The organism is Shewanella sp. 125m-7, assembly GCF_052977045.1.
Window position 1 is genome coordinate 1 of sequence record NZ_JBRILQ010000009.1, and the last position, 23,966, is coordinate 23,966.

At 42.0% G+C, this 23,966-nt stretch carries 21 protein-coding genes; 9 read left to right on the forward strand and 12 right to left on the reverse strand.

Annotated features, from left to right (window positions below):
- Positions 1–219: 219 nt before the first annotated feature.
- The 6 genes from rihA to ACVBIL_RS06175 form a co-directional block, all read right to left on the reverse strand.
- The gene (gene rihA / locus ACVBIL_RS06150) at positions 220–1,188 is read right to left on the reverse strand and encodes a pyrimidine-specific ribonucleoside hydrolase RihA (RefSeq protein ID WP_447162017.1); all 969 of its coding nucleotides are present in this window, start codon (positions 1,186–1,188) and stop codon (positions 220–222) included.
- A 237-nt stretch (positions 1,189–1,425) separates the two neighbouring features.
- Positions 1,426–3,141: a gamma-glutamyltransferase gene (gene ggt, locus ACVBIL_RS06155; RefSeq protein ID WP_447166200.1), complete on the reverse strand. Its 1,716-nt coding sequence runs from the start codon at positions 3,139–3,141 to the stop codon at positions 1,426–1,428.
- Between the two features lie 451 nt (positions 3,142–3,592).
- Positions 3,593–3,931 carry a hypothetical protein gene (locus ACVBIL_RS06160; RefSeq protein WP_447166106.1) on the reverse strand — a complete coding sequence of 113 codons (339 nt, stop codon included), beginning with the start codon at positions 3,929–3,931 and terminating at the stop codon, positions 3,593–3,595.
- 107 nt (positions 3,932–4,038) lie between these two features.
- Positions 4,039–4,326: a hypothetical protein gene (locus ACVBIL_RS06165; protein ID WP_447166107.1), complete on the reverse strand. Its 288-nt coding sequence runs from the start codon at positions 4,324–4,326 to the stop codon at positions 4,039–4,041.
- A 146-nt stretch (positions 4,327–4,472) separates the two neighbouring features.
- On the reverse strand, positions 4,473–4,802 hold the full coding sequence (locus ACVBIL_RS06170; protein ID WP_447166108.1) for a hypothetical protein: 330 nt from the start codon (positions 4,800–4,802) through the stop codon (positions 4,473–4,475).
- Positions 4,803–5,205: 403 nt separating this feature from the next.
- The gene (locus ACVBIL_RS06175; RefSeq protein WP_447162861.1) at positions 5,206–5,826 is read right to left on the reverse strand and encodes a LysE family translocator; all 621 of its coding nucleotides are present in this window, start codon (positions 5,824–5,826) and stop codon (positions 5,206–5,208) included.
- A 1,512-nt stretch (positions 5,827–7,338) separates the two neighbouring features.
- Here ACVBIL_RS06175 and ACVBIL_RS06180 point away from each other — a divergent pair.
- Complete coding sequence (locus tag ACVBIL_RS06180; RefSeq protein WP_447166109.1) at positions 7,339–8,061, forward strand: hypothetical protein; 723 nt, start codon at positions 7,339–7,341, stop codon at positions 8,059–8,061.
- Between the two features lie 12 nt (positions 8,062–8,073).
- Positions 8,074–9,102: a DUF4062 domain-containing protein gene (locus ACVBIL_RS06185; RefSeq protein ID WP_447166110.1), complete on the forward strand. Its 1,029-nt coding sequence runs from the start codon at positions 8,074–8,076 to the stop codon at positions 9,100–9,102.
- Between the two features lie 646 nt (positions 9,103–9,748).
- Here the strand turns inward: ACVBIL_RS06185 and hppD are convergent.
- Entirely contained in the window at positions 9,749–10,789 is a 1,041-nt protein-coding gene (hppD, locus tag ACVBIL_RS06190; RefSeq protein ID WP_447161374.1) for a 4-hydroxyphenylpyruvate dioxygenase, read from the reverse strand.
- A gap of 73 nt (positions 10,790–10,862) precedes the next feature.
- Positions 10,863–12,023 (reverse strand): homogentisate 1,2-dioxygenase, encoded by a 1,161-nt coding sequence (locus ACVBIL_RS06195; RefSeq protein ID WP_447166111.1) that lies wholly within the window; start codon positions 12,021–12,023, stop codon positions 10,863–10,865.
- A gap of 155 nt (positions 12,024–12,178) precedes the next feature.
- Here ACVBIL_RS06195 and ACVBIL_RS06200 point away from each other — a divergent pair, with 155 nt between their 5' ends.
- Both ACVBIL_RS06200 and ACVBIL_RS06205 read left to right on the forward strand, forming a co-directional pair.
- Complete coding sequence (locus tag ACVBIL_RS06200) at positions 12,179–13,087, forward strand: LysR family transcriptional regulator (protein WP_447166112.1); 909 nt, start codon at positions 12,179–12,181, stop codon at positions 13,085–13,087.
- A gap of 947 nt (positions 13,088–14,034) precedes the next feature.
- Positions 14,035–14,394: a DUF6508 domain-containing protein gene (locus ACVBIL_RS06205; protein WP_447166201.1), complete on the forward strand. Its 360-nt coding sequence runs from the start codon at positions 14,035–14,037 to the stop codon at positions 14,392–14,394.
- A gap of 164 nt (positions 14,395–14,558) precedes the next feature.
- On the opposite strand, the gene ACVBIL_RS06210 is transcribed toward ACVBIL_RS06205, so the two are convergent.
- Positions 14,559–15,551 carry a cytochrome-c peroxidase gene (locus ACVBIL_RS06210; RefSeq protein ID WP_447166113.1) on the reverse strand — a complete coding sequence of 331 codons (993 nt, stop codon included), beginning with the start codon at positions 15,549–15,551 and terminating at the stop codon, positions 14,559–14,561.
- A 351-nt stretch (positions 15,552–15,902) separates the two neighbouring features.
- Positions 15,903–16,133, reverse strand: a complete 231-nt coding sequence (locus tag ACVBIL_RS06215; RefSeq protein WP_447166114.1) for a PGPGW domain-containing protein — start codon at positions 16,131–16,133, stop codon at positions 15,903–15,905.
- Positions 16,134–16,431: 298 nt separating this feature from the next.
- Here ACVBIL_RS06215 and ACVBIL_RS06220 point away from each other — a divergent pair, with 298 nt between their 5' ends.
- The 3 genes from ACVBIL_RS06220 (at position 16,432) to ACVBIL_RS06230 (ending at position 19,261) form a co-directional block, all read left to right on the forward strand.
- Positions 16,432–17,217 carry a substrate-binding periplasmic protein gene (locus ACVBIL_RS06220; RefSeq protein WP_447166115.1) on the forward strand — a complete coding sequence of 262 codons (786 nt, stop codon included), beginning with the start codon at positions 16,432–16,434 and terminating at the stop codon, positions 17,215–17,217.
- Between the two features lie 74 nt (positions 17,218–17,291).
- The gene (locus tag ACVBIL_RS06225; protein ID WP_447166116.1) at positions 17,292–18,287 is read left to right on the forward strand and encodes a M14 family zinc carboxypeptidase; all 996 of its coding nucleotides are present in this window, start codon (positions 17,292–17,294) and stop codon (positions 18,285–18,287) included.
- A 53-nt stretch (positions 18,288–18,340) separates the two neighbouring features.
- The gene (locus tag ACVBIL_RS06230; protein WP_447166117.1) at positions 18,341–19,261 is read left to right on the forward strand and encodes an alpha/beta fold hydrolase; all 921 of its coding nucleotides are present in this window, start codon (positions 18,341–18,343) and stop codon (positions 19,259–19,261) included.
- Between the two features lie 218 nt (positions 19,262–19,479).
- On the opposite strand, the gene ACVBIL_RS06235 is transcribed toward ACVBIL_RS06230, so the two are convergent.
- A complete protein-coding gene (locus ACVBIL_RS06235; protein ID WP_447166118.1) occupies positions 19,480–19,887 on the reverse strand; it encodes a YccF domain-containing protein in 408 nt (135 codons plus the stop codon).
- Positions 19,888–20,353: 466 nt separating this feature from the next.
- On the opposite strand from ACVBIL_RS06235, the gene ACVBIL_RS06240 reads away from it, so the two are divergent.
- On the forward strand, positions 20,354–21,277 hold the full coding sequence (locus tag ACVBIL_RS06240) for a 1-aminocyclopropane-1-carboxylate deaminase/D-cysteine desulfhydrase (protein WP_447166119.1): 924 nt from the start codon (positions 20,354–20,356) through the stop codon (positions 21,275–21,277).
- Between the two features lie 279 nt (positions 21,278–21,556).
- On the opposite strand, the gene ACVBIL_RS06245 is transcribed toward ACVBIL_RS06240, so the two are convergent.
- The gene (locus ACVBIL_RS06245) at positions 21,557–21,730 is read right to left on the reverse strand and encodes a hypothetical protein (protein ID WP_447166120.1); all 174 of its coding nucleotides are present in this window, start codon (positions 21,728–21,730) and stop codon (positions 21,557–21,559) included.
- Positions 21,731–22,242: 512 nt separating this feature from the next.
- Here ACVBIL_RS06245 and ACVBIL_RS06250 point away from each other — a divergent pair.
- Entirely contained in the window at positions 22,243–23,853 is a 1,611-nt protein-coding gene (locus ACVBIL_RS06250; protein ID WP_447166121.1) for a mechanosensitive ion channel family protein, read from the forward strand.
- Positions 23,854–23,966 lie beyond the last annotated feature (113 nt).

Below are 23,966 nucleotides of genomic sequence, written 5' to 3' on the forward strand. Positions count from 1 at the left end.
AATATAGGACTATCAATATAGGACTATCAATATAGGACTATCAATATAGGACTATCAATATAGGACTATCAATATAGGACTATCAATATAGCGCTATCAGTACAGCGCTATCAATATAGCGCTATCAATTTAGTGCTATCAATATAGCGCTATCAGTACAGCGCTATCAGTACAGCGTTAGCGATAACAGGCTAGCTGCAGCTCATTAGCTAAAAATCATTAGTTATATGCGTTTAAGCATTCAACGATTAAATCAACAAAACCTTGTCGATCGAGTTTACATAACACTTGAGTATTGTGAGGGTTATTGGTCAATTGGTAACGATCAACAACCGTCATGCCTTGGGTGTATTCGCCCTTAGTCTCTACGCCAACCCAGCAGTCGTATGAGGTGAATAGCTCAGGTTTAAGTAGCCAAGCGATAGTACAAGGGTCGTGTAGTGGAGCGCCTTCAAAGCCCCACTTAGGATCTCTGTGGTAGATCATAAAGAAGTCGAGCAACTCTGCAACACACTTAGCCACAGGGTTAGGTATTTTACGAATACGCTCAATATCTTCATCCATAATTTGTGCTTGGTGAGTAATATCAAGGCCACACATGGTGATAGGAATACCAGACTTAAACACCATGTCGGCGGCTTCTGGATCAACAAAGATATTGAACTCAGCTGCTGGTGTCCAGTTACCCGCTTCGGCAGCGCCGCCCATCAACACGATCCGCTCTACCTTGCAATGAAGTTCAGGGTAGGTCGCTAAAAACAGTGCGATATTGGTTAACGGCCCAGAGGGCACTAGCGTTACCGCTTCGTCACTTTCACGTACTTTTTGCGCCATCAGCTCAATGCCAGATATCGATTGCGGTGCAAAAGCTGGATCGGGCAGTTTTGGGCCATCTAAGCCACTTTCACCATGCACATTATCCGCAATAATCAGCTCACGAGCTAACGGCTTAGGTGCGCCTGCGGCAACGGGGATATCGTGACGCTCAAGTAAGGTTAAAATACGCAGCGCGTTGTTTAAGGTTTTATCGGGAGTTTGATTGCCTGCGCTGGTGGTTACCGCTAAAGGATTAAGCTTATTGCTGCTCATTGCTAAAATTAATGAAATGGCATCATCATGGCCTGGATCGCAGTCAAGAATAATCGGGGTAACTTTATGGGAGTGTTGGTTGTGTAGAGTAGGGCTCATTGTTAGGCTCCGCAAAATGAAGGTTTATTAAAATGCTATTTCGATTCTTGCTAAGCATCCTAGAGCGTTATTAAGCCAAATACTGTGACTGAGTAATCGCTTTTAAGCTGCTGATTCATAAGCTGCTGAATCAATAGTGCGGTTTTGATCTATCCACAAAAAGGCCCTTAGCTATGCACTATGCTAAGGGCCGGTTTTGTATTAAACGGCTTAGTCTAAACGCCTATTGCAATGACGTTAATAGCCAGCGGTCTCGCTACCTGCGCGGCGCGGATCACTTGCGCCAAAAATACCTTGTTCTGTAACCATAATCGATTGCGTCGAACCCATGGCATTATTCACTTTTACCTCATGGCCTTTGGCCTTGAGTAAGGTCAGTGTATCTCGATTGAGCGTATGCTCAACCCGCAAAACATCGGGCAGCCATTGGTGATGAACGCGCGGCGCATTGGTGGCCTCGGCAATATTTAAATCGTGGTCAATCACATTCATGATGATCTGCATCGTAGTGGTAATAATGCGTGATCCCCCAGGGCTACCTGTGACGATATAAGGTTTGCCATCTTTCATCACAATGGTTGGGCTCATCGAGCTTAAAGGACGCTTGTTTGCCTCTACTGCATTAGCTTCACCGCCAACCAGACCATAGCCGTTAGGCACGCCCGGTTTAGCCGAAAAGTCATCCATTTCATTATTGAGTAGAATCCCCGTCCCTTTAGCGACTAGGCCTGAGCCATAGCTAAAGTTGAGGGTATAAGTATTTGATACGGCGTTACCCCATTTATCCACCACAGAGTAATGTGTGGTTTGATTGCTCTCATAGGGGGCAAGTTTGCCGGGCTTAATGTCTGTGCTTGGCGTAGTCTTATCTAATGAGATTTGCTTGGCTAATTGCTTAGCGTAATCCTTACTCACTAATGCGTTAACAGGCACATCATAAAAATCAGGGTCGCCTAAGTATTCGCTGCGGTCGGCATAGGCGCGTTTCATCGCCTCAGTCATCAAATGCAAGGTGGCTGCCGTGTTAAGGCCAAGCTCTTTTATGGGGTAGCCTTCTAGCATATTGAGCATTTCGATAATGTGAATGCCGCCCGATGAAGGCGGTGGCATAGAGACTACTTGATAACCTCGGTACTCACCGACAACGGGCTCTCGCTCAATTACTTTATAGTGTTTAAGATCGCCTAAGGTCATGATCCCGCCAGCAGATTGGATGGCGTTAACCAGCTTTTGTGCGGTCTCGCCCTCATAGAAGCCTTTACTACCGTGTTTGGCGATTAATGAAAGCGAGTGCGCTAATTCCGGCTGTTTTAATAGTTCACCGGTTTGGTAGTCACTCCCATCGGCTTTGTAAAATATTTCGGCAGAACTAGGCCATTGGGCGATGCGGCGTTTAAGGCCAGATAAAGAGGCATGCAGATCCGGTGTGACTTTAATTCCTTCTTTAGCCTGGTTAATCGCAGTTTGACTCACCTGTTTCATGGTCATGGTGCCGTATTTTTCTAATGCAAGCTCCATTCCCATCACAGTGCCAGGGACGCCTACTGCAAGACCATGTTCACGGCTTAGCTTATCCACGGGATTACCTTGTTCATCGAGGAAAATATCACGATGGGCTTTAGCGGGCGCCATTTCGCGATAATCGATAGCGATGGTTTTATTGGGCTCGCTTAGGTGAACTAGCATAAAGCCACCGCCACCGATGTTACCCGCTCTTGGCAGTGTTACAGCCAAGCTAAAACCAACAGCCACCGCGGCATCAACCGCGTTGCCGCCTTGTTTTAAAATTTCAACCCCCGCCTGAGTCGCAAGCGCCTCCTGACTCGATACCATGCCATGCTGTGCCCAAATAGGTTGAGCGGTCGCCATATGGCTATAAATCGAGGTTTCTTTAGCTGTTGCTTGTAATGGGAAACTTGCAGCAAGCGTTAGAGTAGTCAAGGGGATAGCCATCGAAATGGTGAAGGCTAATACTTTAAAGCCAGATATTTTAGGGTAAGAAGTTTTAAAGTCTGAGGTTTTAAGGGCTAGGGTCTTGTCAGCTAGAGTCTTAAAAGCGCGCATTTTCAATCCTTTGTATTTATTGTTATTGCCCAAATATGATGATTAACGGTTATAAAAGCAAGGAAACGAGTGAGTCGTAGTCGTCACAGAAGTGGCGCTAAATGTTGTTGATTGAAACCAGTGTGTTTCAAATATCGTGACAGCAATGTGACGTTTATTGGTGTTAAATGCAAGTCGGGGCAATCGATCCTATTTTCACACTACTAACTGAGCAGTAGCATCAATGAGATAGCAGGCAACTCTTTGTGATTGATTTCAGCTTAATACATGGTTGATGTTCATACTGTACTGTTTAAATTTAGTGCTAATCTTTCAGTAACTAACAAAGGATCTGTGGTGGTTAGCTAAACGCTACAGCATTAAAACCGCGCAACATTTTGTGCTCGCTTATCTTAGCTGATTCGATCTTCCGCTGACGGATGAATGTGGGGTAGTACAGGCTAGGGCGCTTTATCCGTCGACCAAAGAACACGAGAAAACTGCCCACAGTTTCTATCTTGGTGATCTCATGTTCAAACTCAACATTAAGTTTGTTATTGATAACGAACATTGAATCACCAACCTTAGCTTGTACTAACTCTGTGTGGCCGTGTTGGTGTGGCTCGATATCAAAGATTGCGCCTGTACCGTAATAATGCACATGGTCGTGATGACGCTTATTGTTTACTAGGTAGTTCATTGTTAACCCTTAAAACCCCATTGTGTGGAGGATGTAATGTCAGTACTCAATCAAATAGAAAAACTGATTATTTCTCATACCGTTAATTGGCATCAAAGCGTCACTTATTACCTGACAATGGCTCGAATAATTACTGCCGCTGTGGCATTTACGATGTTGGTATTTTCGTAATCACCACTGCATAGCGTATCGTAAAGACCTGATCTACATTGCTTTGTTTGATGTGTTGCCTCACTCAGTGCTTTTCTTGCTGCATCGACCCGAGTATCAGCATTAGCTAGAGAGTGATCTAACATACGCTCAAACCAGTTCAGAGTTAGTTGACGCTCTTCTGCTAAACGTTGACGATTTAAGGCGCTGGCTAGGTTTGCTTTAAGGGTGACAATATTGTTCATAGGGGGTCCTTAGCTGCTTTATAACGCTTGTGATTAGCGTTACTGCTTGTGTGAAACTAATCTGGTATAGGGCTATCAAGGCCGATACATAAATCATTAATATTTCTAGCATTAATACTTAGATCATTAAGCCACTATAAAGGCTTTTAGTTTGACAGTGCTTTTAGCTTTGCAGACTCGGCTTTCGCCTCTTGTAGCCCCTCGATGAGCTTATCCACTTGGGCATCATTTAGGCAGTAGATTGACACTATATCGATAGAAAATTCGCCAACTGCGGTTAACTTTACCCCACCTTTGGAACAAAGCACCGGTGCCATGTAGGCTGATACGTAGACCGTTGAGTCATTGGCGCTGACTGATACTTTTTGACCTTCGATGGTCATCGCACTTGATGCCGTTGAGGTGAGAAAGCCGCTAGTGATGATTAAAGTAGTGATGAGGTTGTTAAAAAGGGTTGGTCCTGTTTTTTTTAGCATGTCGCGTGCCTCTGTTAATGGGTTGGCAGTTAATTATACAGTTGTGCACTCAGTAATTTCAAGACACGTGTCTAGTTTGTTGTTTTATCTTGGCTAGGCTATTGCGTGGAATTGCGTGAGATAGCAGCGAATAGCTAGTAGGGAGTGTGTGCTTAATAAGCAAATCATGTTCAAAGTAGAAGGTGAAGGGCAAGCTTGTTGAGGAAAGAAAAGCCCTAAGCGCTACAGGCTTAGCATTTTAAAAGTAAATCGATTTATGACCATTTTAGCTTATAGAGCTCTAAGCTTGGGTTGAGTCTCTGACTAAAATTCGCTCTAAACGTTATTGGATATAGCGTTACAGTTTTTAAGATATAAGGCTAATATTATCCATAATTAGCCTTACGTTATTTAGAAGTACGGGTTAGCCAAGCGCTAACCAGAGGCCCACACCTATCATCAGGCTACCTGCAATACGGTTCATCCATTTTATGTTATCACCGCGGCTTAAGAATATTCTTAAGCTTTTTCCACCTGCGGCGTAAGCCATCATACTAGTTAATTCGGTAAATAGAATAATGCTGACTAGCGCCAAAAGTTGCGGCGCGACTTCGCGTTCAACACTAATAAATGGCGGCAGTAATGACACCATAAACGCCCAGCCCTTAGGATTAGCGATTGCGGTGAAAAAGCCTTGAGAGATAAGTTCAAGGTTACTGACGCTAGATGTTTGTTGACCTTCAACAATCGCCATCTTTCCCCTTGAACGCCACATATTAATGCCGATGTAGACTAAATAGAGTCCGCCAGCCCATTTAAGAATTGAAAACAGCTCAGGATAGTTAAGCATGATGCTGGCAACGCCCATGACTGCAGCGACGGCCACCAAGGCGACGCCAACGAGCTCACCAAGCATCATCCATAGCGTGCGGCGAAAGCCAATACTCATACCCAGCGTCATGGCAAGAGTCATGCACATTCCCGGGGTAATGGAGACAAAAAAGAAGGTCGGTAAAAACACGGCTAATAAAGTTAAATCTGGCATTATTTAATTCAAATCGAGATTAATCGAGCATGGATAGAAAAAGGTGGCACAGTGTAGAGAATAAACGTGGGTTAGGGTAGAGCAGAGAGCATAAAAACCAGTCGGTGAGCTAGTTTTTAGTCATATAAAATAGCGATCCTAAGCACGTACGGTTTAGCCAGCATTAGCTGGCTCTTTTGAATTCAATCTGTTAGCGCCCAAAACAAAGATCTTTAGAACTGAGATTTTTTGGTTTGTGTTACCAAATAGTGAATTCTGGATCGTAGCTTTAGAGTTATCAATCGCCTGCAGCGGGTGCTGGACAGGACGTCCGAATGTCGTGATCACATGGTCAATGATGTTCCCTACATCATAATGACATTTCCCATATCCCTATGGGTCAGATGTGAAGGAACGACCTTATGTGCAGACACTGCCGTGACACGCAACAAGTCCATCCTTGGAAGCTCGGCCATGACGAATAGCATCCCTGCTAAAAAGCCAGTTCGGCATCCTGCCTCTCGTTCGAAAACTTGATAACTCCGTTACCTCTCACCAAAACATGGACGGTCACGGCTGTATCTACACCGGATAATTGGTGCCTTCATTTGGGCCGTGCAGGTTTGATTGCTAGCTTGGAAATGCCCCAAAGTTGGTTAGCCTTGGAATGAAGGCTGATTACATTTTTTAGTTTTGTGGCTACAGGGAAGCTCGTTCTGGATTGCCACTTCATGGTTATTAATCGCCTCCAGCGGGGTATGTGCAGATACAGTTGCGAAACGCCGCAAGTACAATCCCTGTAGGCTCTGCGATGACATCCCTGTCATCGAAGCCCGCAGCTGTACCTACACTGGATAATTGGTGCCTTCATTTAGGGAATAGTGGTTTCGATGGATAAATTGAAAATGCCCCAAAATCATTTTCGCAGAACAAAAGGTAAATAGGAGCAGTAAAGCTTTGGCTATAGGAAAGCTAATCTGAAAGGGTTTTGCAGAGTCTAAAAATTATGCCTATCTTTTCTTTAAGGTGAGTGTAGGCCATCTTGGAGCTCTTTTGCTGTGTTATGGTGGCACATAAACATAAACTTCTGGATGGCTGTCTCTTCAATTTTAGTTTGCCACTACAAATGAGTTAGTTGTAATGATGCACTTGCATGTAGAACGCGGCACATATACAACAGGCTCAATACGACCATCGACTAGCATTTGAAGGACAGGTAGGATTTTCCCCTAACAGGCTTATATGTTTTGAACAATGTATAGCCTAGAACCGTCAAACCAATAATTCGAGCTTAATAACGACAGACGTGAAAGTTACTCAAGCGTTTGCTAAATTGAGCAAAATAATATGACCTCATTATTTGGCTCGCAACCAATGAATTTAGAGCGGGTTAAGCAACGCACATGGCAACTTTACCTATTGCCAAGCACTTACTGATCGATTAGATTTGCTTAACCATATGATGAACATCATTATATTTTCTGCTTTATCCGCTTCAAATAAGTGGTTAACCAATATAGCTAAGTGAATTTCATGCAAATAGACAATCCTGCCCAGCAACTACATACGTTACTTGAAAAAGGCAGAAAAATACCTGCTACAGCACTAACTAGAACAGCCTTATCTCAATTACTGAATGTAGAGAATAATGAAATTCTTTTACTTCACAGAGTCCCTAGTTTTTTCAGTTTAACTGAAAAAATAATTCAGGCTCTTAATGACATAGGTGCTTTTGACAATGTGACGGTTAACCATTGGTCAAGTCAAATGAATAATGCAATGAAAAAAGTGCATATGAATGCACAGTGGTCAAACACAATTGGCTTAATCGACCAGCATTCAATGAATTACATAAAAGGACACGCTCAGCTGCTAAATGCGCACTCCAGCATTAAAGAGGTCCCAGCTGAAAAGCTATCTGACACCAAAGAAGCTCTTCAAGGGTTGGTTAATCAAATTCAGGAGAGTGATTTCGAGCTAAACATAAAGGAATTTCTTGTTCGAAGCCTCAATACTGTAATTAATCATATAGATGAATACTTCTTAACTGGATATGTTCCAATCATTGAATCATTGAACTCGATATATGGTAAAGCAGTTATTGATACTGACTTCAGAGAGGCCGTTAACAAGTCAGATTTGAGGCAAGATATCTGGTCAACGTTAGCAAATGCCTCGTCAGTAATAACAATAGGAACCGGGCTACCACAGTTAGCAAGTAGTGTGGCCTTTTTGCTCGATAATCTTACAAAATAAAAGGACTTACACTTGGCCATTCCTAGAGTCTTCATCAGTTCTACGTGCTACGACTTAAAGCACATTAGAGAAAACCTAAAATACTTCGTGAAAACGATTGGCTATGAGCCTGTGCTATCCGATGATGGTGACGTCTACTACGGTGTTGACCAGCACACCCATGATGCTTGTCTTACCGAAGTAGCAACTTGCCAGTTATTTATACTCATTATTGGTGGCCGTTACGGCGGTGAGCACAACGAAAAAGAAGGCTCAATTACAAACAATGAGTATCGCGAAGCCGTTAAAAACAAAATCCCTGTTTTTGCGCTAGTTGAAAGCGCTGTTCATTCAGATCATTACACTTACATCACTAACAAAAAAACTAACCGCGATATCTACGAACAAATTAACTATCCGAGTATCGATAATATTAAGATTTTTGGCTTCATTGATGAAGTAAGACGAAACAGCCTTAACAATGCAATTGTGCCTTTCAATGACTTCTCTGATATGGAGAGTTACCTAAAGAAGCAATGGGCTGGAATGATGTATGATTTACTTGCAGAAAGGTCTAGAAGCGACAATGCCAAAATTACCAATAGGCTCATCGACGATCTCACTATCGCGACTAAGAAATCAGAAGAACTTATCAAGGTCTTACTACGCTCAACAGATACAGAACACGCTGAAGATAAAATCAGTGAGGTTGAGTTAATTGCTAAAGCCAGAAGCTTTCCTAATCTCATAGAAGGTTTGTTCGACTCACAATATATATCAATGTTAGATCTTGAACAGTTTCCTAAAGTAAATGATTACCGATATTGGTATGAATTTTTAGTCGCAACAAATGAATTCTCTATTGCCAAAGATTGCAAAAATGGTGTCGATATTAATTTCTTATTTGATGAGAAAAACACTTATATTGAGCTAGGATCTGACATTAGCAGAACACAACAATTTACTGGACATCACGATGTTCAATCTGCTTTCGAAGCTCTACAACAAGTTGACCCAACAATCCAACAATCAATTTTAGAGGATTTTACAGTGTTTTTTTAATCAGTTAGTTTGCAGCACTAGTGCTGCAAACTAACTAGCGAGGAACTTTTTCAAGTACGGGATAAAGGGGTCGGAGTGAATTAGGGAAGTTGAGATACTTTTTCTCATCTAAACTTCCCGAACCATAGTAAATAATCTGACTTGTTTCTGTCCAGAAACTAGCTAGAGCTTTAGCCGCAACTCTAAACATTAAAGAGTGAGCTGTTCCAACTTGGTGTAGATACGGCCGTGACCGTCCATGACATGGACGTCATGGCCGAGCTTCCAAGGATGGACTTGCTGCGTGTCACGGCAGTGTCTGCACATGCGCTGGCCGCAGGCCATTGGAACCACTTTTGTTAGATGCCACTCTTAGCCAAAATATATCGAGTCTTTGGGGGCTTTGTTATCAAACGAAGTTTGATTTCGATGTAAGGGCTAGTCGAGATGCAATCTCCAACAAACTTCTGTCCAGAAACGAGTTAGCGAACGCTGAAAGTATCGTATAAGCATAACTTTTTTAAAAGCATTAACCTCACCACCAAGCGCTTCGCTTTCACGAAGAACACGGAGGTAAAGCTCAAGCGCTTAAACGGCTTGAGCAGTTACCTTTGTGCGTACTTTTAGCGTCTTTGATGGTGAGACGAGTGCTAAATCATTCTTCTATTTACAGCACGCCGCGTCGTTTTTGGTCACGCTCTATCGACTCAAACAGTGCGGTAAAGTTGCCTTCACCAAATCCTAAATTGTTTTTACGCTGGATGATCTCGATAAAAATTGGCCCAAATAGGTTTTTAGTGAAAATTTGTAGTAGGTAACCGTCTTCGTCACCGTCGACTAAAATCTGATGATGCTTAATTCGTTCACGATCCTCGGTAACCTGAGGCAATTTTTCAAAGATGGTATCGTAATATTCAGGAATGATATCTAAGGTCTGAATAGAGGTGCCTTCCATCGCGTCGAGTGAGCCCACGATATCACGGCTTCTAAAGGCAAGGTGTTGTACACCCGGGCCGTCGTATTCGCGTAGGTATTCGTCGATTTGGTTTTTATCGCTGCCTTTACCTTCATTGATTGGAATACAGAAACTGCCATCTGGCGAGCGAAGGGCGTATGAGATAAGCGCTGTTTGTGAGCCTTTAATGTCGAAGTAGCGTACTTCAGTAAAACCAAAAATGTCTTTATAGAAATTTGACCAGTGCTCCATGGTGCCTTTGTAGACATTATTGGTGAGGTGGTCGACTTCGATAAAGCCTTTCTCCTGAACAATGACTTGTTCGTCCAAATCCTCAAAATCGGTGGCATAGATATTGTCGGTTTCACCAAAGGTGTCGATGAAATAGATAAGGCTATCACCAATGCCGTAAATTGCGGGATAAGGCATGTCTTTGGCTGCATCGTCAGCAGGTTTAGCGCCACGCGCAACCGCACCTTCAAAAGCCAATTGGGCGTCTTCAACGCGCCAGCCCATTGAGCAAATTGCTGGGCCATGGCTTTTAGCAAACTCGGCAGAAAAACCTTTACGTTCGGTATTCAACAGAAAGTTAATGTCATTTTGTTTGTAGTACAAAATCTCTTTAGATTTTGACTTTTTCAGCAATGAAAAACCGAAATCAATAAAGACCTGATGCATATAGTCTTGTTCAGGTGTGGCAAACTCGGTGAATTCGATGCCGAGTAAGCCTAGTGGGTTTTGTTCGCTTGCCATTGTAATGTCCTCTGTCAATTTGATGCTACATACCAGCCACTCTATTGGTGGCCTTAATTCATGAACTATCGCGTTAGCTTTCAATCCAAGAACGGTTGTAGTCGTTGCTCATGCAATGCTTTACATGTTCAGTGAGTTTGAGTGGGGCGAAGGTATCGACCATCACTGCGTATTCGTAGGTTTCGGTTTTACCAATAGAGGCTTCAGTACGGCCTGGTTGAGGTCCGTGAGGCACGCCTTTTTGGTGTAGTGTCATATAACCCGCTTCAATGCCTGTACGGCTCATAAAGTCGCCATCGACGTAATAAAGCACTTCATCACTGTCGATATTGCTGTGATAGTAAGGTGCAGGTATAGACTGCGGGTGAAAGTCGTACGGGCGCGGTACAAAATTGCAGATAACAAAGTTGTGCGCGGTAAATACGAGGTGGTCCGATGGTGGCAGGTGGATTTTACCCACTTTAGGGGCGTATTCCTGGATATTAAAGGCCCACGGGTACACACAGCCGTCCCAGCCGACTAAATCAAATGGGTGCCATTCAAGTGATGTCAGTTGATACTTATCACCGAATTTACACACTAACGGGAAGTCGCCTTGCTCTACGATGGCTTCTTGTAACTCGGGCGTGCGGATATCGCGCTCACAGTAGGGCGCCGATTCAAGCATCTGGCCGTATTCGTTACGAAAATGCTTTGGTACCTCAACCATAGTTGATGACTCAATAACAAACAGTCTTACATTGCTGTAGTCATTAAATGTTAACTGATAAGTTGTGCCGCGAGGGATCACTAGGTAGTCCCACTTTTTAACGCTAAGCGCGCCATACTCACTATAGAGTGTACCTTCACCTTCATGAACAAATACCACTTCGTCTGCATAGGCATTACGATAAAACTCGCAGGTCTCTTCAGTAACATTTGCCGTGTACATGGCCACATCATTATTAAAGAAGATTTTATTGCGGCTATTAAAAAAATTACCACTGCAGTCTGCTAACTTTGTGTCGAGTTTATAGTTCTGTACCAAAGAGTCTTGCCAGTCTTCGCCATGAGATAGCATATAAGGGCTAACAGCAAGCGCCTTGGTCGGCATATTGTGGTGATACTTATTCGAGTAGATATTGGAAAAGCCATGAGTGGAAAACAACTCTTCACGGTAGAGTTCTCCATTGTCTTTTTTGAATGTGATATGTCGCTTAGCGGGAATAGTTCCTTGCTTCACATAAAATGGCATATTCGCTTTCCTTCAGTGTGCTAGCGCACTTATCTAGGTTGTAATGTGATCTAGCTTCAATTTAGTTGCTTAAACAAACAAAAAAAAGAATAATAATTGGCTCAACATCATCTAAATTTTAGATGGTATGTTTAGGTTTACGCAAAGGAAGCAATATGCGAATCGATGTTGATGCGTTTAAAGTACTGCAGGTTTTAGTCGAAGAGGGCAGTTTTGCTAAGGCTGCAGAGCGTTTACATAAGGCTCAGTCTGCAGTGAGTTACCAGGTTAAAAAGCTTGAGCAACACCTTGGCGTAAATCTTTTTTGTCGCGACCAGTATCGAGCAGAATTAACACCTGAGGGCAAAGTTATCTTGGCTGAAGGGCAAAGGTTACTGCAGTACCTTGCCAATATTGAGCATTTAGCGAGTCGCTTTAGTGAAGGCTGGGAGCCTAAACTTGAGATTGTTATCGACGGCGCTTTGCCAATGAAACCTATTATGCGCGCGTTAAAACGTCTTGCTGAATTACAGATCCCTACCAAAGTCCAGCTCAACATGGAGTTTCTAGGCGGTGTTCAAGATAGGTTTGAGCGAGTTAGCGCTGATTTAATGTTGGTGAAAGATTATCGAACGGGGCCAAGTTATCGGCCGCAAGCCTTACCTGATATTACTAGTGTTTTAGTTGTTGCTGCTGACCATCTATTGGCAAATGAGAAAAAGCTGAGTCTGTTTGAGCTACAACAGCACGTAGAATTAACCATTGAAGACTCCTCATCAGATAAACACTATCGAGATGAATTGCAATTTGGTGGCGATAAGGTGTTTTACCTTTCAGGGTTTATCATGAAGAAAAATGCACTGTTAATGGGGTTAGGCTTTGGTTGGATGCCTGGCTTTTTAATTGAATCTGAGCTTAAAAGTGGTGAACTGGTAGAAGTGGATTTTAATGGGGGGAATCGTTACAGCTTTACTCCTCAGCTAGTGTCGACCATGGAACGCCCCTTAGGCCGTGCTGGACGATTATTTACCAATTTAATTATGGAAGAGTTTAGTGCAGAACACGGTTTTTCTATACATCAATAGCGGCGAACATAGAAGGAAATTAACTCAAGTTGGGATAAAAAAATAACAGCCCCATCTAGCTTACTGTATTTATATTGCTGTTAATTGTCCTTTATGAGGATATCAATGATCTCGCGAGTTTTGTATTGATCTTAACCGGTGTGTTGTCGACATCAATGACGATATTACCATTTCGGTCAATGGGCGAGGTTATTTTCCCTCTTGAGAAAATATCGTCACTCAACCTATCACCGCGTTGTAGCCTCTTTTGCCACCCGAGTGGTAGAGGTTTACCTTTGGCCTTATCATGTTTTTTCGTTTTTTGCGAAATGGAGTGGACTGGTACTTAATGCTCCGATAGTGGTGCATAACACTATGATACTAAAATAAGTCAGTTTTATTATAGCCTTAGTTCTCTGCTCCTAAATAAAGGAGGTGGCTATATACCCAAACGACTTGAACATGCTCATTTCAGAGGCCTTGCGCAAAGCCTTCTTCGATGGGTTTTAATGCACTTTCTGCTGCGTTATTGATCTTGCTAAGGGAACAAGCATTAACTGCAATCAACGCCTTGCTTAAAGCGCATTAAATTCCCACTGAAGCCTGCATCTTCAGGTGGCTTGGGTATAGTATAGATGCGGTAACGGTAATTGCAGTTTGCGTGGCGAAACGCAAAAGAATTACTTTATCACAGGGATTGATACATAAAGTGGCAATATGACTGAGAAATACTCACGAATTATTAGACGTTACACTGGTTTTCTTGAACTGTTTTCTGTTGCTTGAGCCCGCTTAAGGCACTGTCTTTATCGCATTAAGTTGTAGATCTTGTTGTTAAGTTTGCGTTCAGCGTATTTCAATTAAAATAGCCTTATCAAAACTTGGTACAGGCTATGCAATTACTTTTGCATCAAGTGATTTTTATCGATAAAAAGCACGCAGGTACCAATGTAAGCTGGAGGTTAACCATGAACAAGGCACTTTTAAAAAGCTACGTTACAGGCCTGTATGCTAAATATGTGGGTGATTTAAAACTGAGCAACCATTTTGTTTCCGATAAAAGGTTACAGGAGTTTGTGGCTGATCTAGACCAGAGCGGCATGTTACTCGATGAATTTAATTGGAGTGAGTGGTATGACAATAGTTATATGGTTGATCGGCCTGAGTATATTGGCGATGCCTCACTTTATGAATGCCGGTTGCTATTAACGGCTATGGCGAGAATAGATAAGTTTAGCCCTGGCGTGTTAAGTAATATGCGCCGCCAAGGGGTGTTGTTTGCGATTATTGAGCGCTTTCAAACATTAAAGTGTCAAGAAGCTGTTTGACAGGAACGCGGTAATCTAAGCTCATATTTAATGGCATCGCGGCTTGACTAAGTCGCTCACCGATTTATCAATCTCGCTTTAAGACACCAACATTAGTCCAAAGCCTTAAATAAAGAACAGCCGCTTAATGCGGCTCTTCTTATTGTGACTGATTGCTATTAAGCCTAATCGGCAAACGGCACAGGCCTTGGTGTGTTTTTATTTGATGGCGGTAAGATTGGCAACACGATTTGTGGCTGCTCACCTGTTAGTGAATTTAAGAATGCCACCATCTCTTTAACTTCTTTATCAGACAGCGTTTGACCTAGTTGAATATCTGCCATGGTGTTAACTGCTTCTTCAAGCTCCCAAACACTGCCATCGTGGAAGTACGGATAGGTCAATTCGATATTACGTAGTGTTGGCACCTTAAATACAAACTTATCAGCTTCTTTGCCTGTTACAGCCTTTCTGCCTTCAGCTGGGTTATCGGTATGGAATGGTTTAACAAGACCCATTTTCATATACATAGTGCCGCCAACAGCAGGACCGTTGTGACAGCTTACACAGCCTTTATCTTTAAATAACTGGTAACCGGCTTTTGCTTGCTCGCTAATCGCGTCTTTATCACCCTGAAGGTATAGATCGAATGGCGCGTTTGGCGTGACTAAGGTTTTTTCAAATTCTGCTATCGCATCGGTGATCATATCCATGCTGATAGTTTTTGAGTCATAGACGGTTTCAAAGCGTGCTTGGTATGCAGGCATAGAACGTACGGTATCGACTGCAAGTTCATGGGTAAAGCCCATCTCTTTAGGGTTAGCGATTGGGCCCGCAGCTTGCTCTTTAAGATCTTTCGCTCTGCCATCCCAAAATTGTGCTAGTCCATATTCGGCGTTTAGAACAGTAGGCGAGTTGATTGGACCTTCTTGCCAGTTGTGACCAATTGATGTTGGTAACGCATCAACGCCGCCAGTAGATAAGTTGTGGCATGAATTACATGAAATAAAGCCTGATTTAGATAATCTTGGTTCGAAGAATAACATCTTACCGAGCTCAACTTTTTCAGGGTTTGTTATAACCGCCGCAGGAATGATTTCTATGGGCTCACTGGATGCATTTGAGCTGACAGACAAAGTAGAAAGAAGAGCGATAGAGAGCAAACTAAGCTTATTCATTTTAGCCTCAATTAAACATTACAATATATAGGGTTAATTTAAGAGGCGATAATAATGCAGTTTTATAAAATAAGGTAACGCTTTGTTTCGATTAGGACTATCGTTGATTTGGATTGATAAATTGCGAGCGATGTCTCAGACATCATACCTAATGTTAGGTAGGGTTGGTTAGTAAGTGCACAATACTGTGCTTTCAGCGTAAATGATAAACTCGAGAGTCTTAATACCCATTACATATTTAATCTGAACTCGGGTTATTTAGTACAGCTGCTATAAATAATCAATGATCTTGATGTGTGGTACGCTAATGTCACTTGATTCAAAAAAACAAGTTAATTTATAAGAGGGGGCTTACTTTTGCTTAAGTCGTCTCAATAGCATTTTCCTGTCTATCCATCGCGCCGTTTTACTTAAATGCGCTTGGCTCTTCTTTAACCACTGACGTGCCCATGGGTATTCAAGGCTAAGTATCGCTAAGCCTATGGGTAAAAGTAGCCATGCAGGTCCTGGGAGGACCACAAGTAAAGCACCTAAAATCGAGAGACAGCCTCCAATAAGTGTGATCATCGCTTTTTTCATCATCTGCTCACCTTTTTTATCATGATTTTTGCGCGCTTTTCGCTAACGTGTATATTTAGTGTAATCCAAAGCCAAGGTTCTGATTTGAATTAATTGTAACAAAGACTAAACCGAGATTTGGGCTTAGCTGGCTCTGCGCTTTCAATGCCTACCCAATGACATTTTTGGCTTTATGGTGCGTATTGACTAAAATCTTGGGTAGGTTAAACAATGTTGGTACTGACCCTCGCTGCGGGTTCACGATTACTGAGTCGCAATGTTTGAGTGAGGGTTTTGAGTATGCACAAGGCAAGATGTGAAAATGAGTCTTACTCTTCAATTTAAAAATCATGTGGCTTGGGTGAATTTTTTTAAAAGACAAGCTAAGGCTGCGGCTTGGTTACTGGTTTTATCCGTTTCTTACGGCGCTCATGCCGATACGCTGTATTTGGCGTCTGTTCATTGGCCACCCTTTTCCGGAGAGCAATTAAGAAACCAAGGTGCGTGTATTGCAGTAACTAAAGCTGCATTAGACGCGGTTGGACATAATGTTATCGTTGACTTTTACCCATGGAGTCGAGCGGTAAGAATGGCTTCTCGGAATGACTCTAAATATCTTGGTTACCTACCTGAGTATTCCTATCCAACTGATAAGTTTGTGTTTTCACAGTCGATGGGACGCAGTGGCTTAGGGTTGTTGGAGCAAAAATCTCACCCTATTAGCTGGACGCAGCAAAGTGATTTAAATCAGCACACCATTGGCGTGGTTCAAGGTTATGTCAACACCACTGAGTTTGACGCTATGATGGCACAAGGTTCACAGCCATTTGAGGTCGTGTCCTCTGATCTACATAATGTTAATAAGGTTGCTACTGGGCGTATTGACGCAGCAATTATCGATGAGCATGTTCTTCAGTATATTTTGGAACGGCCCAATATGGAGGGGGCGAAGCGTAAATTACAATTTAATAAAAAGCTATTGGTCTATAAAGAGTTGTTTATTGCCTTTAAGAATAATGAACAAGGCCGTAAGTGGCGAGATCGTTTTAATAAAGGTTTAGTACAAATTAACGTACAAGCCATTTTGGAAGAAAATATGAAGCAATGATGTCATTAATCTGTCCCTCAATTGACGCAATCTAACAGTATGCTGCGCTTATCGTCACTTGACCTTGTTGTGTAATGGAATGTTTTCCTTTTGAGCTTGATACCTTAAATAACCTTATTGCTTGTCATCCCTTATTGCGCGTAAAAACTCTGACAGAGGTTGATTTTGCAGGAAAGTTGTATCCGGTTATTCGGGCAGAACTTGGTAGTGATGAACCTAATATGCCAACGGTCGTTTTTATTGGGGGCGTACACGGTGTCGAAAGAATCGGCTCTCAAGTTCAGTTAGCCCTGCTAGCAAGTTTATTAAGTCGACTTGAATGGGATACGCAGCTGCAGTATTTACTCACTCAGGTACGGCTGTCTTTTATCCCTATCGTTAACCCTGTTGGACTATTAAAGGGCACTCGTTGCAATGGTCAAGGCGTAGACTTAATGCGTAACGCTCCAATTACGTCCTCTGATAAGGTCACTTTTTTGGTCGGAGGGCATAGAATATCGCCTTGGCTGCCCTGGTATAGAGGTAAGTCAGGTATGGAGCGAGAAACTAAGGCTTTAGTGAGCTATATGAAGTCGCTGTTGTCGACCAGTTCTAGTGTTATAGCGTTAGATGCTCACTCTGGGTTTGGCTTATCCGATCACGTATGGTTTCCCTATGCCAGTAGTCAAAGCCCGATGGAGAATATAGGGCGGGTGTACCAGCTCAAGCACGCCTTTGAATCGAGCTTTCCGCATCATAATCATTATCGTTTTTCTCCCCAGAGCCTCATCTATCAAACTCACGGTGATATTTGGGATTATTTAATTTCCGAGGGCAGCAATGTGCCTTTTATTCCACTAACGTTGGAGATGGGATCTTGGAGTTGGGTAAAGAAGAATCCGCGACAATTGTTTAACTTTGCAGGTTTGTTTAATCCTCAAAAAACGCACCGATACCATAGGACGTTACGTAAACATACGGTATTTATGCAATTTTTAATAGATATAGCTGCGAGCCGTACATTGGAAAATCTTACAGTGAAGCAACTGCACAAACTTGATCTGCTTGCCTATCAGTTATGGTATGACTAGCTCCAAAGCTCAAGTATCACGGGGTTTATTGCTAGAAAGCAAGGAGGAAGCGAATGGCGACAGTGGTGTTGTTACGAGGATTAATGCGAGATAAGCGCCATTGGGGGGAGTTTGAGCTCACTCTGCGACATAGACTGTCTGGTAAACATAATGTCAGTGCCATTGATACCTTGGGCAATGGCGATTTAGTTAATCAACCAAGTCCATTGAGCATAGCTGCGTATGGCGATGAGATCTTAAAACAATTCGAACTGATGAATCAGTTGAGCCAAACAGGTCAAGTTGAAGCTAACGTATTTTATCTAGTGGGATTATCCATGGGAGGGATGATTGCGCTAGATTTAGCCGCGAGACAAGGCCCCGAGTTAAGTTTACAGCGCTCACATCAGCAGCAAAGTCATGGAAGGCACAGGGCCTGCATGATTAAGGGCGTTGTGGTTATTAATTCCAGCGCCGCTAACTTATCCCCTTGGTACCAACGTTTTCAAATTGGTGGCGTAATTTCAGCCTTTAGACGACGAATTAAAGGTAGAACGATAGCGAATATAGCAGATCAAGAGATCATAGCTGCTAAACTTGGCCCTAGTGATTTCAGGGCTACTAATCTAAAAGCTAGTGATATTAGTATTATAGAGTCAATGGTGATTAGCTTGACGAGTCACAAACACGGTAACAGTATCGATTTGATCAAAAAATGGAGTCAATATCGAAAGCAGCTTGCAACACGGCCTGTGAATACATTACGGCAGGTATTAGCCTGTAGTCGCTTTAATTGTCCAAGCCGAATAAGCGTGGCAGTAAAGTTCTTTTATGGCGCTGAAGATACGTTAGTTAGCCCTGAGTGCACCTATCAACTTGGTAGGCATTATCAAAGTGAACCTATGGCGTTTGAGGCGGCGGGTCATGACTTGAGTCTCGATTGTCCAGATAAGCTTTGCGATGCATTAATTAAGACTTTTGGTTTAGATATTTAGCGGGTTTTACTCTGTTTTGACTTCTTTTTATGCTTATTTTATATCCATTTTGTACTTGTTTGATACATAGTCGAGCTTAGTTGTTAGCTAAGGTATGCGTTACCTAACAATTCGCTTTTTAAGCTGCACCTATACGCCTGTACTTATGAATGGGGCCTATAGATGCAGCTAGAGTGGGCAGACACTGAACTCTCTCATCAATGCATTAGCTGAGGGGCTCAGGCCTTAGCGACGACCGTTTGGCCAATTGGGGTTAAGCTTAAAATCGCCAATTTTAAATGCTGTAACGCAAAGGGGATGCCGATAATCGTAACTGCGCATGCAAGTGCATGGGCGATATGTCCGATTGCCAACCAAATACCAAAAAACAACAACCAGATAATATTACCCACCATGCCAAATGCGCCGGTGCCAATATCTTCAGCGCCTGTTAGTGTGCGTCTATTAATTGAATCTTGTCCAAATGGCCAGAATGTCATTTCACCTATTACAAAGCAGGCTCTACCGAAGGGAATGCCGATAATACTGATAAAACACAGTAGCCCTACAAACCACCATGCTAGACCCATAACAAAACCACCTAAAACAAACCAAGCAATATTAAATACAAAACGTAGCACTGCCATTAACGGCTCCTTATTTTTATCCTCACCTTGAGGTATACAGGATATAAGCGATTTTCGTGCCAAAATTTAAGTGTTTGTTATATTTGAAATAAAATGGGGTAAGCTAAGGCTGATATGAGTGCTTTGACTAAAGCTTAGCGAGTTTGGCTAATTGAGCTCGCTTTCAGCGCCTTTGATCCGCTTAAAAATCCGCTGCAAATTTTTTAGCTAACGCTAAGTTGCTATTACGTCGTTAGTTTTTTAATCGTTTTTTTGAATATCTTTACAAGGTGTTTTTAGAACTGTTGCATCACTCACGTCTTAAGGATGTCGCGAAACTTGTTATGGGTTTACAATAAACCTTCCAAATCGTGCATTTACCGCTTAGATATCTGAGCGTTTATCTACTATAAATCAATCTTTAATAGCGATTATGGCTATTAAGTTAAGCCGTTGTTCTTTTGAATAGAAATAGAGTGAGTTTTTTGTGTTTGCAGATACCCCGATAGAAAGTATAACGTTTAACGGTTACCCAATCTTCGTCAAGCGTGATGATCTATTAAGTGAAGAATTTTCGGGCAATAAAGCCCGTAAATTCGCTTATTTTCTTGATAATGATTTTCCAGGTAAATCGGGGCTTGTTGGTTATGGCTCGCCAGTGGCTAATTCACTTTATTCAATGTCGGCACTAGCCAAACTAAAAGGTTTAACACTCGACTTTTACGTTGATCACATTGCCGAGCAAGTATTGCTATCGACTAAGGGGAATTTTGCTGCCGCAACAGCGAATGGCGCTAATATCATTGATCTGTCAAAAGTTGCAGACAGACAAGAGTTGAGCGTCATTGAGTATATTGAACAAAAAGTGCTTCCTGATAGGAATGAACTCTTGTTTGTTCCAGAAGGTGGGCGTTGTGAATACGCAAGGTACGGCGTGCATAAGTTAGCCCAAGAGATTGTAATGTGGGCGAAAATGCAGGGTTTACACGAGTTACGGGTGTTTTTACCGTCTGGTACTGGGACAACTGCTGTTTTTTTAAGTGAGTATTTTGTTTTAAATACGCTGACTATTGAAACAAATATCCAAGTATATACTTGTGCTTGTGTTGGTGGGCCAGATTACCTAAAACAACAATTTTGCCAACTTATCCCGAATGCAAACCTTCACCCAAAGATAGTCGAGTTGGATAAAAAGTATCATTTTGGCAAGTTATATAAACCTTTTTACGATATGCATAACAAGCTATTAGACTCGGGGATCGAGTTTGAACTGCTTTATGATCCGTTAGGTTGGATGTGCGTTGAAAAGCTAATAGAGCACGAAGCTGAATTGGCAACGCTTTATATACATCAAGGTGGATTATTGGGTAACGCGACTATGTTACCAAGGTATCAACGCAAGTACCCGTAATAGACATCAAGTACCCATAATAGCAAATACATTGTCCGGCCAATCTTTTACGCAAATAAAAAACGATAAATAGCGGTGACCAGTACTGGGCTGAAGTTGATTGAGATAAGGTAGATTCCATTTGGTTAGGCTATATACCGTGATGGGTATGGCCTAAACCAAATGAATGCGACTAAATAGCTGATTAGATGTGTCAGTCCTATTCGTTTGCCTATGAAGACAAACATTCGATACGAGTGAGAGGAGGTGTATCGAAGAGTCAGTTATACTATTTTTAGCTTATTTGTTGCTAGACAATAACCATTTCATAAAGTTAAGCGCTTCAATACGCTTAGAAAATGTTTGTCTGTTTTTGCCTTGGCTGTCGGTAAAGGCAATTGATGTTTTGTTGACTGAAATTGAATCGACTGGAAAGTTAACTGTAATTTCGTGTCCGTTTACTAGGTATGACATATGGTCACACTCCTTCTATTTTAAGCTACCTTAATTTAAGGTAATGCTTTATAACAATAAGATATCCTTAGCATTTTTGCGAAAGATGAATTTTAAGTTCTATTTGAGACTACTCATCTTTTGATGCTTATACAAGTGGCTCGCGTTTAATTATGTGTGTAAATATGTTCGCTATGTCGCAAAAATAATACAAATACAAGCTGCTGAGCAGTAAAGCATAGTGTTATGACAGTTACATGACCGTCAATAAAGATGATTTAACCTGTTGAGATAACGCTTATGTGGGGATCAAACGACGAATCGTGGATTTACAAAAAGGCGGTGAGTTCTATCTAAATGGGTCTATCTTAAAAACTGTGCGAATTATATTCAGCACAAATAGTTTGTCAAGCAAATATGTAATTTATTTTAAACTTTATTGTCGTAATTAACTTGTTAACAATGAGTTAAAGCTTGCTAGAATGAGTATGCTTGCGGGAAATGCAAGGGATAGTCCTATTCAAGGAGACTGAATGTTACGAATTACCTCAACGTTAGCGTTACTTCTACTATTGATAAGCTCGTTTACGGTTCATAGCACCGGGGTGTTGTCTGCAGCGCAAAAAGCTCAGCAATCAGAAAAAGAGCCCAATACGGTATTAGTAAAAGAAGAGTCGTACCAATATCAAGATAGTTTTTTTAGAGACACGCCAAGGGGGACGCTTACTGGACTATTTGAGGCCGCGTTTGAGCAAAACTTTGATAAAGCTGCGAACTACCTCGATCTTCGTTATCTTCCTGATGATATGGATGCTGAATTAGGTCCCAAATACGCTAAACAGCTGATCGCTATTATTGAGCGAAATATCTGGGTTAATTTACAAGAAATAAATGATACGCCAAGTGGCTCCAGCGGTGATCAATTACCTAATTATCGAGATGCGTTTGGCCGAGTAGAAGTCAAAGGTAGTGAAATTACACTCTTGTTGCAAAAAGTGCCTAATAAACAACTCGGCTCAATTTGGAAGGTGTCTAATGCAACTGTGGCTAAGGTTCCCTTATTATATAATGAGTTAGGCTACGGCCCCGTCGTTGAATGGTTTGTAAAGCATATTCCACAAGGGCATCTTTTTAAACTCAACTTATGGGAATGGGCGCTGCTCATTTGTTATTTTCTATTGGCTTTGCTGGTGGTTACACCTATTACCTGGATTGCAAAGAAACTTATTTTACGCAGTGAATATCAATATAAAAAGGATGTCGCTCATCTTGTTGTTGGACCGTTTAGGTTTTTAGCGGCTTTACTGCTTGACAGAGCGTGGATGGCCCATACAACCTTATCTGCTAACGTTATAGAGCTAGTTAATACTGGCTTACTGCTTCTATTTGCCGTTGTTTGGTTTATTTGGTCGTTAACAGATGTGATCCAAAACAGCTTGCGTTTACGCTGGATAAAAAAAGGCAATAGTCAGGCAGCATCGCTTTTAAGGCCTCTGTCAAACTTTACCCGAGTCATTCTTGTTGCCTTGTCTGTGTTAATTTGGTTAGAACATCTAGGCTTTGACGCGTCAACAATTCTTGCGGGTCTAGGTATAGGGGGGATTGCGGTTGCTTTAGCCTCTAAGCAGTCGATCGAAAACTTTATTGGCACGTTAACATTATATTCGTCAGCGCCGATTAAGGTGGGCAATGTTGGACGATTTGGCACTATTACTGGAACTGTAGAAGAGATTGGGCTCAGATGTACACGAATTAGAACGATAGACCGTACTGTAATTAATGTGCCTAATGCACGCTTGTCTGAAATGGATATTGAAAATATCTCTGAACGAGAAAAAATACGCCTAAAGACAGATATCCGTCTGGATTACCAAACAAGTACTGAGCAGATCCACAGTATCATTAAGGATATTAAAACGTTACTCGAGCAACATGAAAAAGTAGAGAAAAGCCCTCTTAGAGTGACTTTTAAAGGCTTTGGTCTCTACGGTTTGCAGTTGAACGTATTTGCCTATATTGGCACTACAGACTTTGCAGAATTTCAGCTCATATCAGAAGAGCTGCATTTTGGCATTATGAACGTGGTCACTAAACACGGTTCGCGGATTGTACCTGTTGTTCCTGTTGCAGCAGCGCAAGCTTAGTGAGATTGCAAAATTGAAAAATATTTGAAGCGGGAAAGGACTCATTACATCATGCTTATTGTCCTAGGATCGGATAGTCCTATACGCAAGTCATACCAATCACATCTTTAGTA